We start from the raw sequence: 14,565 nt of genomic DNA on the forward strand, positions 1-14,565 counted from the left end.
GCCCAACGCTGGCACGCATCAAAAAAACACAGCGCACGCTCTACACTGCACCGCATCGCCGGACCGCGCCGCGCGCGACCGCGCCTTCTTCCTCCGCTACCTGCGAGCTGCCCATGCCCCGCCATGATTCCCCGCCCCGCGTCGTCTACGAAGGCAAGTACCAGCGCATGGTCGTGCGCGGCACCTGGGAGTATTCCGAACGCGTGCATGCCGGCGGCCTGGCCGCGATCATCGTGGCGGTCACGCCGGACGACGAGGTGCTGTTCGTCGAACAGTTCCGCGTGCCGCTGCAGGCGCGCACCATCGAGATGCCGGCCGGCCTGGTCGGCGACATCGATGCCGGCGAATCGATCGAAGTGTCGGCGGTGCGCGAGCTGGAGGAGGAGACCGGCTGGACCGCCGACCACGCCGAGGTGCTGCTGATCGGCCCGACCTCGGCCGGCGCCAGCAACGAGAAGGTCGCCTTCGTGCGCGCCAGCGGCCTGCGCAAGGTCGGCAACGGCGGTGGCGACGCCAGCGAGGACATCACCGTGCATTCGGTGCCGCGCACGCGCGCTGCCGCGTGGCTGGTGCAGAAGATGGGCGAAGGCTACGCGTTGGACGCGAAACTGTGGGCCGGCCTGTGGATGATCGAACACGAGCTCGACGGTACGCCGCGTGGCTGAGGCATCCGTTTCCGCCCTGCCGCCGCTGCTGGGTGCCGACGACCCGGCGGTGTTCCGCATCCACTGCCCACACGGCAGCTCGCCATTCGTGCTGCTGGCCGACCACGCCGGCCAGGCGGTCCCGCGCGCGCTGCACGGTCTCGGCCTGGCGCAGGCGGACCTGGACCGGCACATCGGCTGGGACATCGGCATCGCCGGCACCACCCGCGCGCTGTCGGCGCTGCTCGACGCCTGGGCGATCGAGCAGACTTACTCGCGGCTGCTGATCGACTGCAACCGCCCGCTCGCCTCGCCGACGCTGATCCCGCCGGTCAGCGACCGCACCGTGGTGCCGGGCAACGCCGGGCTCACGGCCACGCAGCGCCAGCAGCGCATCGACGCCGTGCACGCGCCCTACCACGCGCGCATCGCCGCCGAACTGGACGCGCGCCGCGCCGCCGCGCGGCCCACCGTGCTGGTGATGATGCACAGCTTCACCCCGGTGATGGACGGCGTGCCGCGGCCCTGGCATGCCGGCGTGCTGTACCACCGCGACACCCGCTTCGCCCATGCGCTGCTGCAGGCGCTGCGCGCGGAGGACGACCTGCTGGTCGGCGACAACGCACCGTATGCGGTCAGCGACAGCAGCGACTACGCGGTGCCCGTGCACGGCGAAGGCCGCGGCCTGCCGCACGTGGAACTGGAGATCCGCCAGGACCTGATCGCCGACGCCGCCGGCCAGCAGGCCTGGGCGCAGCGGCTGGCGCGGATCTTCACCGCGCTGCAGCCGCAGTTGCTGGCGCTGGGCTGAGCCGGGGCGGACGCGGGCCCGGCCGATCGGTCATGCCTCGCGCGACAGGCAGGGCGCTGCACCGCACTCGCCGCGCGGATAGCGCAGGCACAACGCGATGGCCACGCCCACGACCGCGAACAGCGCCGCCCCGTACTGGGCCTGCACCAACCCGTGCAGCGCCGCCGCGCTGGCGGCCGGTTGCGCGCCGCGCGCCGCATTGGCCACCATCACCAGCACCGCCAGGCCCACGGCACCGCCGATCTGCTGCGCCGTGGCGGCCATGCCCGAGGCCACGCCCTGCTGCGGCGCCGGCACGCCCTGACCGGCCACCACCCACATCGCCGTCCAGCTCATGCCCTGCCCCACACTGAGCAGGACAATGCCCGGCAGCAACGGCCAATAGCCCGCGCCATGCGGCAATGCGACGGTCGCTGCGGCGATGCCCAGCGCGCCCGCGCTGAATCCCCAGGCCAGCACCTGCCGCGGCGAACGCCGCTGCAGCAAGCGCTCGGCGATGCGGATGCCGAAGGCGCAGACCACCGTCGGCGGCAGGAACGCCATGCCGGCCTGCAGCGGACTCCAGCCATAGCCGTCCTGAAAGTACAGCGCCAGGAAGTAGTACTGCACGCCGTAGCTGCTCATGAAAGCGAAGGTCAGGCCCAGCGCGGCGCGCAGACCGGGAAGACGCAGCAGCGCGAAGCGCATCAACGGATCGCGGCTGCGTTGCTCGATCCACACGAACCCTGCCAGCAGCACCGCCGATGCCAGCAGACAGGACAGCGTGACCGGCGCGCTCCAGCCCCATTCCGGACCCTGCACCAGGGTGGCCACCAGCAGGCTGCCGCCGGCGGTCACGGTGGCACATCCGGCCAGGTCGAAGGTGCGACCGTGCGCGCGTGGGCCATCGGCCGGCAACCACCGCCCTGCTGCCGCCGCGCAGGCGATGGCCGGCGGCACGATGACCGCCAGCACCGCCGGCCACCCGAAGGCCTGGGTCAGCGCGCCGCCCAGCAAAGTGCCCAGCGCCAGTCCCACCGCACTGGCCGTGCTCCAGATCGCCAACGCGCGATTGCGCGCCACGCCTTCGGCATAGAGGGTGTTGATCAGGGCCAGGGTCGCCGGAAACAGCAAGGCCGCGCCCACGCCTTGCGCGGCCCGCGCGGCGATCAGCAGCACGGCGTTGGGTGCCAGCGCGCCCAGCAACGAGGCCAGCGCGAACAGCAGCATGCCCAGCCGGTAGAAGCGGCGCCGCCCCAACAGATCGGCTGCGCGGCCGCCGAGCAGCAGGCAACCGCCGAATGCCACGGTGTAGGCGCTGACCACCCATTGCAGGCGCTGCGCGTCGATCTGCAGCGCCCGGCCCATGTCGTGCAGGGCGACGAAGATGATGGTGGCGTCCAGGGCGATCAGCAATTGCGCGGTGGCGAGCAGCGCCAACGCCCTGCGCGGATGGGATAGGGAGTGCATCGGCATCGGGGACATGGGGGAGGAACCGCCAGTCTCACTGATGCGAAATCGTCGATAAATCCTGTGCTCTTCATATGCGTCATGATTTTTCGCATGAATCGCAAAAGCATGGATCTCAACGCGGTGCGCATGCTGGTGCGCGTGGCCGAAGCGCGCAGTTTCACCATCGCCGCCGGCCAGCTCGGCGTCAGTCAATCGGGGCTGTCCCGCGCGATCGGCAGGCTGGAAGCGACACTGGGGGTCAAGCTGCTGCAGCGCACGACCCGCAACGTCGGGCTGAGCCCGGACGGGCGCCAGTTCGTCGAGCAGGTAGCGCCGCTGCTGGGCGGGCTGGACGAGGCCGAGCGGCAACTGGCGGACCGCTCCTGCACGCCGTCCGGCACGCTCAGGATCAGCGCGCCGTCGATGTTCGGCCGCAAGGTGCTGGTGCCGCTGCTGGCCCCATTGCTGGCGCAGCATCCGCAGCTGCGCGTGGAGACCGTGCTCAGCGACCGCCTGGTCGATCTGGTCGAGGAAGGCTTCGACGCGGCACTGCGCACCGGCCCCATCGCCGACAGGCGCATCGTCGCGCGCCCGTTGCGGCCGCTACGCTGGGTGACCGTCGCCAGTCCTGCCTACCTGGCCGCACGCGGCGCGCCCACCGATCTCGAGACGCTGCGCGATCACGCCTGCCTGGCGATCCGCAATCCGCGCAGCGGGCGCCTGGTGAACTGGCAATTCCTGCAGGAGGGGCAACGCTGCGGATTCGCGCCGCCGGCTCGGATGGTGTTCGACCACGGTGACCCGCTGGTGGAGGGCGCCATCGCCGGCATGGGCATCGTGCAGGTGATGGATTTCGCAGTGGCCGATGCACTGGCCGACGGACGCCTGCAACGCGTGCTGCAGGCCTTCGAAGGCCGCAGCCGCACGCTGTCGTTGATCTATCCGCCGTCGCGGCAACGCTCGGCCAAGCTGCGCGTGCTGACGGAGGCCCTGCTGGCCGGGAGCTGGTGAAGCCACTGCACCGCCGATGGCACGGCAATGCGCCGCGACGACGATGCACGCCATGCGCATGCGGCCCGTGGCCCTATGCCAGCGTCGGCACCGGCATCCACGGAAACGCCTTGTAGCCCAGTATCTGCAGCGGAACAGCGAGCGCAGCGAAGTCGGCGGCGATCGCCGTGGCGCGGCGCCGATCCAGTGCCTCGCCGACTGTCAACGGACCGGCACGACAGGCCGCCAGCGCCCGCCCGATCGTCCAATCCAGCAGGCGCGCGACCTGCTGCGCCGCCGGCTTCATCTGTTCAGGCGGGCAGCGCGCAAGCACCAGATCGAACGAGGCGAAGATGCCGGGGCCGACGCCCAGTGCACGGGCCGCCTCCCAGGCGTCCTCGTCCGCCTCGCCCAGGGCCTCGTCCACACCCTCCACCTGCAGGAACGCGTCGGACTCGGCGTAGTAGGCCAACGCCTGCGCGTAGTCCTGCAACGTGGACAGCGGGCATTGCCGCTTCTGCACATCCAGCACATCGGCGAACGTCGCCGGTTCCAGGTAGGGCGCCAGGCCCAGCGCGCGCGCCGCCGCCGGCACTGCGCCATCGTCGTCGAACGCGGTGGCTTCGTCTGGCGGCAACCAGAAGCGCGCCTGCAGCGGATCCTCACCGGTCGCATGCACCCAGCCGAACGCCTCGTGTACGTGGCCCTCGTCGTTGCAGGCGGCAAAGGCGTCCAGCGTCTCGCGCAGGCTCATCAGCGGGATCATGTGTCGTCGGACAGGCAGTGGCAGCGCAGTCTACGTCAGGCTTGCGCCGGGGCCCATGCGGGACCATGACGGCACGCCGCCGGACCTCGCCAGGGTCGGCGCCAGGCGAGACCACCACGTCCGCCCATGCAGTTCGCGGCCGGTGCGCCGCCGCGATGCGTGCCAGTGCAGCGACGAGGCTGGGTTGGCGCACATGCGCCAACGATCGGCAACGCATCCGATCGCCACTGCGACCATTCGGCATGCCTCGACCGCAGCGACGCTCAGCATGCTGAAGCGGCGAGCGCCCATCTTCACATCAAGCTGAGCGCTGGCTGCGCACGCTCGGGCTGGACCGGTCCGCACCGGCGCCCCGCCCCGCACCGGACACCCCATGCTCATCCGCCTCGGTTACGAGATTCGCTATCGGTTCGCGCAAGCGACGCCGATGCTGGCGATGCTGGACATCCACGACAGCCGCCGCGACGACATCGTCGCCGCCACCGCCTTGCACAGCGCGCCGGCGGCGCCGCTGCACAGCTATCGCGACGGCTTCGGCAACCGCTGCACGCGCCTGCAGGCGCCCGCCGGCCCGCTGACCCTGCGTGCCGATGCGGTGGTGCGCGACAGCGGGCTGCCGGACCAGTACCGCTACGATGCGGCGCAGACGCCGGTGGAGCAGTTGCCCGACGACACCCTGGTGTATCTGCTCGGCAGCCGCTACTGCGAAACCGACCTGCTCAGCGGCATGGCCTGGGAGCTGTTCGCCGGCACCCCGCACGGCTGGGCGCGGGTGCAGGCGATCTGCGACTACGTGCATGCGCACATCGCCTTCGGCTACGCCCACGCTTGCGCCACCAAGAGCGCCGCGCAGGCGCTGCAGGAAGGGCGCGGCGTGTGCCGCGACTTCGCGCATGCGGCCATCGCGCTGTGCCGCTGCATGAACATCCCGGCCCGCTACTGCACCGGCTATCTGGGCGACATCGGCGTCCCCGCCTCGGACGCCCCGATGGACTTTTCCGGCTGGTTCGAGGCCTTCCTCGACGGGCACTGGTACACCTTCGACGCGCGCCACAACCTGCCGCGCATCGGCCGGGTGCTGATCGCGCGCGGCCGCGATGCCGCCGACGTGGCGATCAGCACCACCTTCGGCGACAACGTGCTCGAATCGTTCGTGGTGTGGACCGAGGAGACCACGCAGGCGCAGCTCGACGCGCGGCCCGCACCGCCGGGTGCGGTCGAGGCTGCCGGGTACGCACCTGGCAACGCGCTGGCCTGCTGAGCCGGAAACGGAGGCGCCGCACGGCGCCCCCTGCGTGAGCGCGCCGCGCAGGCGCGCGCGGACTCAGGCGAAACCGTCGGTGGCGCGCACCAGCGCGTCGACGTTCTCCGCCTCGAACGCCGAATGGCCGGCCGCCGGCGTGATCTGCAGCGTCGCCTTCGGCCAGGCCTTGGCCAGGTCCCAGGCGTTGGCCAGCGGGCACACCACGTCGTAGCGGCCGTGCACGATCACCCCGGGGATGTCGGCGATGCGGTGCGCGTCGCGCAGCAACTGGTCCTCGACCTCGAAGAAGCCGCCGTTGACGAAGTAGTGGTTCTCGATGCGCGCGAACGCCAGCGCGAAGTGCGGGTCTTCGTGGCTGTCGACGAAATCGGCATCCACGTGCAGGAAGCTGGTCGCGCCTTCCCACACGCTCCAGGCCTTGGCCGCGGCCAGGCGGGTGGCCTCGTCGTCGCTGGTCAGGCGCCGGTGGAAGGCCGAGATCAGGTCGGCGCGCTCCACCGGCGGGATCGCCGCGACGTAGTGCTCCCAGGCATCGGGGAACAGGCGGCTGGCGCCTTCCTGGTAGAACCACTCCAGTTCCCAGCGGCGCAGCATGAAGATGCCGCGCAGCACCAGCTCGGTGACGCGCTGCGGATGCGTCTGCGCGTAGGCCAGCGCCAGGGTCGAGCCCCAGCTGCCGCCGAACACCTGCCAGCGCTCGATGCCCAGGTGCGTGCGCAGCCGCTCGATGTCGGCGACCAGGTCCCAGGTGGTGTTGTCGACCAGGTCGGCATGCGGCGTGGAGCGGCCGGAACCGCGCTGGTCGAACAGCACGATGCGGTACTTGGCCGGGTCGTGGAAGCGGCGCATCTTGGCGTTGCAGCCGCCGCCGGGACCACCATGCAGCAGCACCACCGGCTTGCCGTGCGGATTGCCGCACTGTTCGTAGGACAGGGTATGCCGTGCGTCCACCGGCAACATGCCGCTGTCGAACGGCTCGATCTCGGGATACAGCGTGCGCATGGCGCCTCCTGCGGGAAAACCGCGATTCTACCCATGCGCGCCACGATCAGCGGCGCTGGTCAGCAAACGGCCGGCCGCGGAGGGGCCTGGCACAGCGCCGACCGGTCACGCGGGATCGGGACTAACCGAGAACCGACGCGCTTCTGCCGTGCGCGTCCTGCTGCCGCTGCTGCGCTTCCATGGCCACGTGCTGCTCACGCTGCTGATTGAACGCCTGTGCCCGCTGTACTGTCTCGTGCATCGGTGCAGCCGCCTGCGCCACGTCCGTGGCGGCGCGAAAGCCAGGCGTGGTACCGGACACCCACAGCGTGTCGCCGGCCATCTGCACCCGGTCGATCTTGTCCGCGCCCACGATGCCGGCTTGCTTGGCGCCGAGCATCGCCTGCGCGACGTGCGCATCGTCGATATGCGCCGGCACGTCCTTGCGGATACGCGCGAACATGGCCTGATCGGACGCAGACAGCGCGTTGAGATTCTGCGCACGATCGGTTGCGTGTGCGGCCGACGGTGCCGCCTGGACGCTGGAAGCCGGCGGCGTCGACGCGCCATGCGGATGCGTCGCGGCAGGCGTCTGCGGATGCGGCTGCGCGGACGCAGGGGCCGGCGTGCCGCGCTGGAACCATTGCCCAGGATGGGTCAGCGTGTCGTAGGCCTGGCCCGCCGCGTGCTTGGCCGCATCGATGCCCTGCGTGGCGGTCTGTCTTGCGGTTTCGTACGCCTGCGTGCCGACCCGTGCGGCGCTGTCCGCCGCTTGCGAGATCGCGTGTCTGGTCGCGGCGTAGGTGTGCGTCACCGCGCGTTCGGCCCGCTCAACCCCATCGGAGACCGCCTGCTTGCCGAGCTGATACGTTTGTGTGGCGGCTTGCGCCGCAACCCGCGCGCCATCGTAGGCATTGACGATGTGATTGGCGACGTTGGCCACGCCCGCCTGGAAGCGAGGATCATGGATGCGTTCCACCACGGCGTCGGCAGCCGCATGCGCGCCTCGCTCCACGGCGCTTTTTGCCGATTCCAGTCCACCGCCTACCCAACGTGCCGCCGCATCCGCACCCCGGCCGTGCAGGCGGGCGGCTTCGCCCACCACATGCCCAGCCAGCGGCGCAACCGGGATGAACGGTGCGGTAAAGCGGCCACCCTCACGCGCCACCGCGGCTATGCGCTCGTCCAATGCCTGCACGTAGCGGCCGCTGGAACGCACCGCATCGGCACTGGATTGCAAGCCGTGCTGCACGCCCTGCACGATACCGCTGCCTTCGATCCGGTCACGGATAGGCTGATCGGCATGCAAGGTCAGGTATTCGTTCACTTGCCGCTGGACTCCGGGAGGCAGCAGGCGCTGGCCATCGCCTGCTTGCATCTGCCGCAGCGCCAGCGACAGTTCCCCGCGGTGTTGCGATACGTCGCTGCGGAAAGCTGCAATGGCCGCTTCATGCTCCTCAGAGCGCTGCACCGCCTCTGCGAAGCGGGCGGGTTGCAGCATATTCTCCGGACTCTGGCTGCCAAAGTGCTGTTGGCCGCCATGATCATCCAGGCGCATCGCGATTAGCACGTTGGGCGGCGGCGCGCCGGCCGGCGCATCCAGATAGCGCCCCGCGCGAAGGCTCTGGATGTCGTCCTGGCTGGCCAGCGACACTACCTCGCCGATATGCGGGCTGGCCGCGCTCACCACATCGCCGGCCATGCGGTAATTGGTGAGTTGGCAGCCCGGTTGCGCCGGACCATCGGTCAGCTGCGCCGCGCCATAGCCGTTGAAGGTGGCGCCGCGCAGGCCGTACTTGGCCGCCTCGAGTTCCGCCAGCGCCCCGCCGAGGGAATGGCCGGCAACCGAGATCTGGTCACTGGGGATGCCGCGACTGGCTGCCTTGGCGAGCATGTCCGCGGTGAACGCATCGGCGGCGGCTTTTTGCGGATTGACATTGTCTCGCACCATCTTGGCGTCGACAGCAATGTCCTGCAGCGTGGTCAGCGCGTGGTCCCGCCTCTCCGCGCTGGTCGCCCCCGAAAACAGCGCTGGATCAGTGCCGCGATAGGCGATGATGACGTCATGCGGCGCCGCCACGTTTTGATAGGCGGTCGCGTGAAAGCCGGTCGTCGGGTCGTTCGCATAACCGAAGACGGTATAGTCCTTGCCGTCCAGGGAAACGGCCTTCGACGTTTCGACATCACGCTGCGAGCGGTTGACATAGGCGTCGTTGGCCGCGTCGGCGCGCACCTGATCCATGTGGCTCATGGGATGACATCCTTGACGACGACGGTGACGGGAAAGTACGCATCTGGATGTTGCGAGACTTCAGGGTCTTCAGCAGTCAGGGTCTGCGCACCATAGCGCGCGGCGGCGCGGTCGCCGTACAAGCTCTTCTTGAAATAACTCGTCTGCAGGCCGTCGCGCAGGAGGGTATTCAACGTGTGGCTCCAGTTGAACCTGACTCCCGTGGCGACCGCCGTGATGCCCACACTGGTCACGTCCCAGTGGCATACGCCAAGCTTGTAGTAATCCTCGTCCTGCAAGGCGTCGCGGTAGAAATACCCTTTCCACGTGTGGTCGTCCACGCGAGCCATTTCAATGTCGATGCCAATGTTGGGGACATCCTGCTGGCCGAGGAATGAGTCCATCGGCAAGCATTTCTTGTTGACCACGTCATATCCGATGTAACCCGCGATCGAATCCCACGGTTCGGGAGCCTGCGACGTAGCGATGACTTCGTAGCGCTTGACCGGGTGTGGATTCTTCGCGGGGTCTTTCGGGCTGCCGTGTGTCATGGAACATCCTGCCGTCAGGGTTATGGAGAGGGTGAATGCAGCCAGGGCAATTCGGGTTTTCATGCGGGCACTCTACGCCGCAGCCGTCAGGGACGGCAACGCGCTGGCAGCGCGGCGCTCCAGCCTGACCGCCTCTTCCAGCGCCCACGGAAGACGGTCGCGCCACCGCACCTCATCGCAAACCATATTCAATGCCAGGCGGGGAGCGCGGCGCTTCAATAATGCGCGACTGAGCGCTCCACACTGACCCGCAGCGAATGCGGCACGGTGTTGCCGAACCGGCGGATGACTGCTTTGTCTACGCATAGCGCCACGCCGACACCCGGGCTGGCGGATGCAGCGCAGTGCGGAATTCCCATGGGATGGCTGCAGGCTTACGCCGCCAGCCACTGCCCAAGCGTGACCCGATCGCGCGCTTCCAGGTCCTGGTGGGTCGCCACCTCCACGAAGCCGGCCGCCTCCAGCAGCGCGCGTACGGCCGGGCCCTGGTCCCAGCCGTGTTCCAGCAGCAGCCAGCCACCGGGCAGCAGATGCGGCGGCGCGTCTGCGACGATCCGGCGCAGATCGTCCAGGCCATCGGGACCGGACGCCAGCGCACTGGCCGGTTCGTAGCGCAGGTCGCCCTGCTGCAGGTGCGGGTCGTCGGCGGCGATGTACGGCGGGTTGCTGGCGATCAGGTCGAAGCGCTGCCCGGCCAGCGGTGCCAGCCAGGCGCCGTGGACGAAGGCGACGTTATCCAGGCCGTGCGCGCGCGCATTGGCCTGCGCCACCGCCAGGGCGGCTGCACTGAGGTCGGTGGCCGTCACCTGCGCCTGCGGGCGTTCGCTGGCCAGGGCCAGGGCGATGGCGCCGCTGCCGGTGCCGAGGTCGGCGACACGCCGGCCCGGCGCCGCATCCAGCCGCTCCAGCGCCAGTTCCACCAGCCGCTCGGTGTCCGCGCGCGGGATCAGCGTGGCCGGCCCGACCGCCAGGTCCAGGGTCCAGAAGCCGCGCCGGCCGGTCAGGTAGGCCACCGGCTCGCCCTGCGCACGCCGCGCCAGCAGCGCCTGGAACCCAGCGACCACGGCCTCGGCCAGCGGCTCGCGGGCGTGCGCGAACAACCACGCGCGATCGCGTTGCAGGGCGTGCAGCAGCAAGGCTTCGGCGTCGCCGCGTTCGACCTGGAGGCAGGCCGCGCGCAGCAGGGACTCGGGGGTAGGCGCATTCATCGCTGTCACGATGACGCAGCGGGCGCGGAAAAGCCAACGTGGTAGAAGAGAGCAACGCCTAAGCGCCATGGGCGGCTGGCGCCATCGTGCGGCAGTGCAGCAAAGAGCCAGGCTTGGAAATCGATAGAGGAAACCTATCTATTTAATTCCATCAATCGATTTGAGGGATCTATCGGCGCCCCCTATCATGAGCCTCGTTCCATCCCCCGACCCTATTGCAACCACGAGGAAACTCCATGTCGTCTTTGATCAACACCCAGGTCCAGCCGTTCAAGGCCAACGCCTACCGCAACGGCGAATTCATCGAAGTCACCGACGCGGACCTGAAGGGCAAGTGGTCGGTGCTGATCTTCATGCCGGCCGCCTTCACCTTCAACTGCCCCACCGAAGTGGAAGACGCCGCCGAGCATTACGCCGAGTTCCAGAAGATCGGCGCCGAGGTCTACATCGTCACCACCGATACCCATTTCTCGCACAAGGTGTGGCACGAGACCTCGCCGGCGGTGGGCAAGGCCCAGTTCCCGCTGGTCGGCGACCCGACCCACCAGCTCACCCGCGCCTTCGGCGTGCACATCGAGGAAGAAGGCCTGGCCCTGCGCGGCACCTTCGTGATCAACCCGGAAGGCGTGATCAAGACCCTCGAGATCCACGACAATGCGATCGCGCGCGACGTCACCGAGACCCTGCGCAAGCTCAAGGCCGCGCAGTTCGTCGCCTCGCATCCGGGCGAGGTGTGCCCAGCCAAGTGGAAGGAAGGCGAGAAGAGCCTGAAGCCGTCGCTGGACCTGGTCGGCAAGATCTAAGCCGCCCTCGCTCCCATCTCCGCCTGCTGGCGGGGGTGGGGGTGAACCGCAGCCGGCATCGCGCGCCGGCGCCGGCTGCGGTTCATCCCTCCTCCCTTGTTCGCGGCGCACTGCCCTGGCAGTTCGCCTCACCCTCGTTTTGCCCAACGTCAGGAGTCCGCCATGTTGGATGCCGATCTGAAAACCCAGTTGAAGGCCTACCTGGAGCGGGTCGTCCGGCCCATCCACATCACCGCGTCGGTGGACGATGGCGCCAAGTCGCGCGAGATGCTCGACCTGCTCGAGGATCTGGTGCTGCTGTCGGACAAGATCACCCTGGACGTGCACCGCGACAGCGGCGAGCGCGCCCCGTCGTTCGCGCTGAACAGCCCCGGCCACGACATCCACCTGCGCTTCGCCGGCCTGCCGATGGGCCACGAGTTCACCTCGCTGGTGCTGGCGCTGCTGCAGGTCGGCGGCCACCCGTCCAAGGCCACCGCCGAGCTGATCGAGCAGGTGCGCAACCTGCCCGGCGAATACCGCTTCGAAACCTATTTCTCGCTGTCCTGCCAGAACTGCCCGGACGTGGTGCAGGCGCTGAACCTGGCCGCGGTGCTGAACCCGAACATCCAGCACGTGGCCATCGACGGCGCACTGTTCCAGGACGAGGTCGAGGCGCGGCAGATCATGTCGGTGCCCACCGTCTACCTCAACGGCGAAGTCTTCGACCAGGGCCGCATGACCCTGGAGCAGATCGTGGCCAAGCTCGACACCGGCGCGGCCAAGCGCGACGCGGCGGCGATCGCGGCCAAGGCCCCGTTCGACGTGCTGGTGGTCGGCGGCGGCCCGGCCGGCGCGGCGGCGGCGATCTACGCCGCGCGCAAGGGCATCCGCACCGGCGTGGCGGCCGAGCGCTTCGGCGGCCAGGTGCTGGACACCATGGCGATCGAGAACTTCATCTCCGTGCAGGAGACCGAAGGCCCGAAGATGGCCGCGGCGCTGGAGCAGCACGTGCGCCAGTACGACGTGGACATCATGAACCTGCAGCGCGCCGAACAGCTGGTGCCGGCCGGTGCCGACGGCCTGGTCGAGGTCAAGCTGGCCAACGGCGCCTCGCTGAAGAGCCGCACGGTGATCCTGTCCACCGGCGCGCGCTGGCGGCAGATGAACGTACCCGGCGAAGACCAGTACCGCAACAAGGGCGTGGCCTACTGCCCGCACTGCGACGGCCCCCTGTTCAAGGGCAAGCGCGTGGCGGTGATCGGCGGCGGCAACTCCGGCGTGGAAGCGGCGATCGACCTGGCCGGCATCGTCAGCCACGTGACCCTGGTCGAGTTCGACAGCAAGCTGCGCGCCGACGACGTCCTGCAGCGCAAGCTGCGCAGCCTGGGCAACGTCGACATCCTGGTCAACGCGCAGAGCACCGAGGTGCTGGGCGATGGCCAGAAGGTCACCGGCCTGGTGTACAAGGACCGCGTCGGCGGCGATGTGCATCGTCTGGCGCTGGAAGGCATCTTCGTGCAGATCGGGCTGCTGCCGAACACCGAGTGGCTGCAGGGCACGGTGGCGCTGTCGCCGCGCGGCGAGATCGTGGTCGACGACCGCGGCCAGACCTCGCTGCCGGGCGTGTTCGCCGCCGGCGATGCGACCACGGTGCCGTACAAGCAGATCATCATCGCCATGGGCGAAGGCTCCAAGGCGGCGCTGAGCGCCTTCGACCACCTGATCCGCCACAGCGCACCGGTCGCCAGCGGCAGCGTCGCCGAAGCGGCCTGATCCGCCCCGTCCCGCGCCGCCCTGCCGGCGCGGGACCCGGGCGTACGGCCTGCGACGCGCACGCCCATCTGTCTCGCCGTCAGCGGCGCCAGACGCTCTATGCTGTGATCCTGCGACACCTCCCGCCGCTGCGTCCCGAGGAACCCGTCGATGAACCTGCGTGATCTGAAATACCTGGTGGCGCTGGCCGATCACAAGCATTTCGGGCGCGCCGCCGCGGCCTGCTTCGTCAGCCAGCCGACGCTGTCCACGCAGATCAAGAAGCTCGAGGACGAACTGGGCGTGCCTCTGGTCGAACGCGCCCCGCGCAAGGTCATGCTGACCCCGGCCGGGCGCGAGGCGGCCAGCCGCGCGCGCGGCATCGTCGCCGAGATCGAGCAGATGAAGGAAGCGGCGCGGCGCAGCCAGGATCCGGAAGCCGGCACCGTGCGCCTGGGCATCTTCCCCACACTCGGCCCGTACCTGCTGCCGCACGTGATCCCGCGCGTGCGCGAGCGCTTCCCGCAACTGGAACTGCTGCTGATCGAAGAGAAGAGCGACGTGCTGCTGACCCGCCTGCGCGAGGGCCGGCTGGACGCGGCGCTGCTGGCACTGCCGCTGCACGACGAGCAGTTGCACGCCGAATTCCTGTTCGAGGAACCGTTCGTGCTGGCGGTGCCCGAGCAGCATCCGCTGGCGCGGCGGCCGACCCCGCTGACCCTGGAGGAACTGCACGCGCAACGCCTGCTGCTGCTCGAGGACGGGCACTGCCTGCGCGACCAGGCGCTGGACGTCTGCCATCTGTCCGGCGCGCTGGAGAAGGCCGAGTTCCAGGCCACCAGCCTGGAGACGCTGCGGCAAATGGTCGCCGCCAACGTCGGCGTGACCCTGTTGCCGCTGCTGGCGGTGCAGCCGCCGGTGGCCAATCCGCCGAACCTGCGGCTGCTGTCGTTCGCGCCCGACGGCGGGCCGAGCCGGCGCATCGCCATGCTGTGGCGGCGCAGTTCGGCGATGGGTGCGTTCCTGCAGCAACTGGCGCACCTGTTCGGCGCGCTGCCCGAAGCGTTGTTCACGCTGCCGGCGCAGGCGCCGCTGCCGAGCCAGGCGCCGCGCCAGGTGGCCTGAGCGGGGCCCGACCGGGCCGCGGCGTCG

General features: G+C 69.5%; 13 protein-coding genes. 7 read left to right on the top strand and 6 right to left on the bottom strand.

Annotated elements, in window-relative coordinates:
• The first annotated feature begins 113 nt into the window (after positions 1-113).
• Both NUG21_RS16430 and NUG21_RS16435 read left to right on the top strand, forming a co-directional pair.
• Positions 114-665, top strand: coding sequence for an NUDIX hydrolase (locus NUG21_RS16430; RefSeq protein ID WP_184502361.1), 552 nt, complete (start codon positions 114-116; stop codon positions 663-665).
• Entirely contained in the window at positions 658-1,455 is a 798-nt protein-coding gene (locus tag NUG21_RS16435) for an N-formylglutamate amidohydrolase (RefSeq protein WP_263391412.1), read from the top strand. The genes NUG21_RS16430 and NUG21_RS16435 overlap by 8 nt, the downstream gene beginning before the upstream one ends.
• 30 nt (positions 1,456-1,485) lie before the next feature.
• Here NUG21_RS16435 and NUG21_RS16440 read toward each other — a convergent pair whose 3' ends face one another.
• Positions 1,486-2,904, bottom strand: a complete 1,419-nt coding sequence (locus tag NUG21_RS16440; RefSeq protein ID WP_263391413.1) for an MFS transporter — start codon at positions 2,902-2,904, stop codon at positions 1,486-1,488.
• A gap of 108 nt (positions 2,905-3,012) precedes the next feature.
• Here NUG21_RS16440 and NUG21_RS16445 point away from each other — a divergent pair, with 108 nt between their 5' ends.
• Positions 3,013-3,897, top strand: coding sequence for a LysR family transcriptional regulator (locus NUG21_RS16445; RefSeq protein WP_263393103.1), 885 nt, complete (start codon positions 3,013-3,015; stop codon positions 3,895-3,897).
• 73 nt (positions 3,898-3,970) lie between these two features.
• Here the strand turns inward: NUG21_RS16445 and NUG21_RS16450 are convergent, their stop codons facing one another.
• On the bottom strand, positions 3,971-4,630 hold the full coding sequence (locus tag NUG21_RS16450; RefSeq protein ID WP_263391414.1) for a DUF7716 domain-containing protein: 660 nt from the start codon (positions 4,628-4,630) through the stop codon (positions 3,971-3,973).
• A 385-nt stretch (positions 4,631-5,015) separates the two neighbouring features.
• On the opposite strand from NUG21_RS16450, the gene NUG21_RS16455 reads away from it, so the two are divergent.
• Complete coding sequence (locus NUG21_RS16455; protein ID WP_263391415.1) at positions 5,016-5,903, top strand: transglutaminase-like domain-containing protein; 888 nt, start codon at positions 5,016-5,018, stop codon at positions 5,901-5,903.
• A gap of 63 nt (positions 5,904-5,966) precedes the next feature.
• Here NUG21_RS16455 and pip read toward each other — a convergent pair whose 3' ends face one another.
• From pip to prmC, 4 genes are all read right to left on the bottom strand, one after another.
• Complete coding sequence (pip, locus tag NUG21_RS16460; RefSeq protein ID WP_184502365.1) at positions 5,967-6,908, bottom strand: prolyl aminopeptidase; 942 nt, start codon at positions 6,906-6,908, stop codon at positions 5,967-5,969.
• A gap of 121 nt (positions 6,909-7,029) precedes the next feature.
• Entirely contained in the window at positions 7,030-9,138 is a 2,109-nt protein-coding gene (locus NUG21_RS16465; protein WP_019797910.1) for a Tle-like phospholipase domain-containing protein, read from the bottom strand.
• On the bottom strand, positions 9,135-9,731 hold the full coding sequence (locus NUG21_RS16470) for a hypothetical protein (RefSeq protein WP_263391416.1): 597 nt from the start codon (positions 9,729-9,731) through the stop codon (positions 9,135-9,137). Before NUG21_RS16470 ends, NUG21_RS16465 begins: the two co-directional genes overlap by 4 nt.
• A 311-nt stretch (positions 9,732-10,042) precedes the next feature.
• Positions 10,043-10,876, bottom strand: coding sequence for a peptide chain release factor N(5)-glutamine methyltransferase (prmC, locus tag NUG21_RS16475; RefSeq protein WP_263391417.1), 834 nt, complete (start codon positions 10,874-10,876; stop codon positions 10,043-10,045).
• A gap of 236 nt (positions 10,877-11,112) precedes the next feature.
• Between prmC and ahpC the strand changes: the two genes are divergently transcribed.
• The 3 genes from ahpC (at position 11,113) to NUG21_RS16490 (ending at position 14,538) form a co-directional block, all read left to right on the top strand.
• Positions 11,113-11,679 (top strand): alkyl hydroperoxide reductase subunit C, encoded by a 567-nt coding sequence (ahpC, locus tag NUG21_RS16480; RefSeq protein WP_019795895.1) that lies wholly within the window; start codon positions 11,113-11,115, stop codon positions 11,677-11,679.
• 162 nt (positions 11,680-11,841) lie between these two features.
• The gene (gene ahpF, locus NUG21_RS16485) at positions 11,842-13,434 is read left to right on the top strand and encodes an alkyl hydroperoxide reductase subunit F (RefSeq protein WP_184502368.1); all 1,593 of its coding nucleotides are present in this window, start codon (positions 11,842-11,844) and stop codon (positions 13,432-13,434) included.
• Between the two features lie 150 nt (positions 13,435-13,584).
• Complete coding sequence (locus NUG21_RS16490) at positions 13,585-14,538, top strand: LysR substrate-binding domain-containing protein (RefSeq protein ID WP_184502369.1); 954 nt, start codon at positions 13,585-13,587, stop codon at positions 14,536-14,538.
• Positions 14,539-14,565 lie beyond the last annotated feature (27 nt).

This window comes from Xanthomonas sp. CFBP 8445, assembly GCF_025666235.1.
GTDB classification, from domain to species: Bacteria; Pseudomonadota; Gammaproteobacteria; order Xanthomonadales; family Xanthomonadaceae; genus Xanthomonas_A; species Xanthomonas_A indica.

Coding starts and splice junctions, on each gene's coding strand:
- NUG21_RS16430 (WP_184502361.1), top strand. CDS start 114: ATGCCCCGCCATGATTCCCCGCCCCGCGTCGTCTACGAAGGCAAGTAC.
- NUG21_RS16440 (WP_263391413.1), bottom strand. CDS start 2,904: ATGCACTCCCTATCCCATCCGCGCAGGGCGTTGGCGCTGCTCGCCACC.
- NUG21_RS16445 (WP_263393103.1), top strand. CDS start 3,013: ATGGATCTCAACGCGGTGCGCATGCTGGTGCGCGTGGCCGAAGCGCGC.
- NUG21_RS16450 (WP_263391414.1), bottom strand. CDS start 4,630: ATGAGCCTGCGCGAGACGCTGGACGCCTTTGCCGCCTGCAACGACGAG.
- NUG21_RS16455 (WP_263391415.1), top strand. CDS start 5,016: ATGCTCATCCGCCTCGGTTACGAGATTCGCTATCGGTTCGCGCAAGCG.
- pip (WP_184502365.1), bottom strand. CDS start 6,908: ATGCGCACGCTGTATCCCGAGATCGAGCCGTTCGACAGCGGCATGTTG.
- NUG21_RS16465 (WP_019797910.1), bottom strand. CDS start 9,138: ATGAGCCACATGGATCAGGTGCGCGCCGACGCGGCCAACGACGCCTAT.
- NUG21_RS16470 (WP_263391416.1), bottom strand. CDS start 9,731: ATGAAAACCCGAATTGCCCTGGCTGCATTCACCCTCTCCATAACCCTG.
- prmC (WP_263391417.1), bottom strand. CDS start 10,876: ATGAATGCGCCTACCCCCGAGTCCCTGCTGCGCGCGGCCTGCCTCCAG.
- ahpC (WP_019795895.1), top strand. CDS start 11,113: ATGTCGTCTTTGATCAACACCCAGGTCCAGCCGTTCAAGGCCAACGCC.
- ahpF (WP_184502368.1), top strand. CDS start 11,842: ATGTTGGATGCCGATCTGAAAACCCAGTTGAAGGCCTACCTGGAGCGG.
- NUG21_RS16490 (WP_184502369.1), top strand. CDS start 13,585: ATGAACCTGCGTGATCTGAAATACCTGGTGGCGCTGGCCGATCACAAG.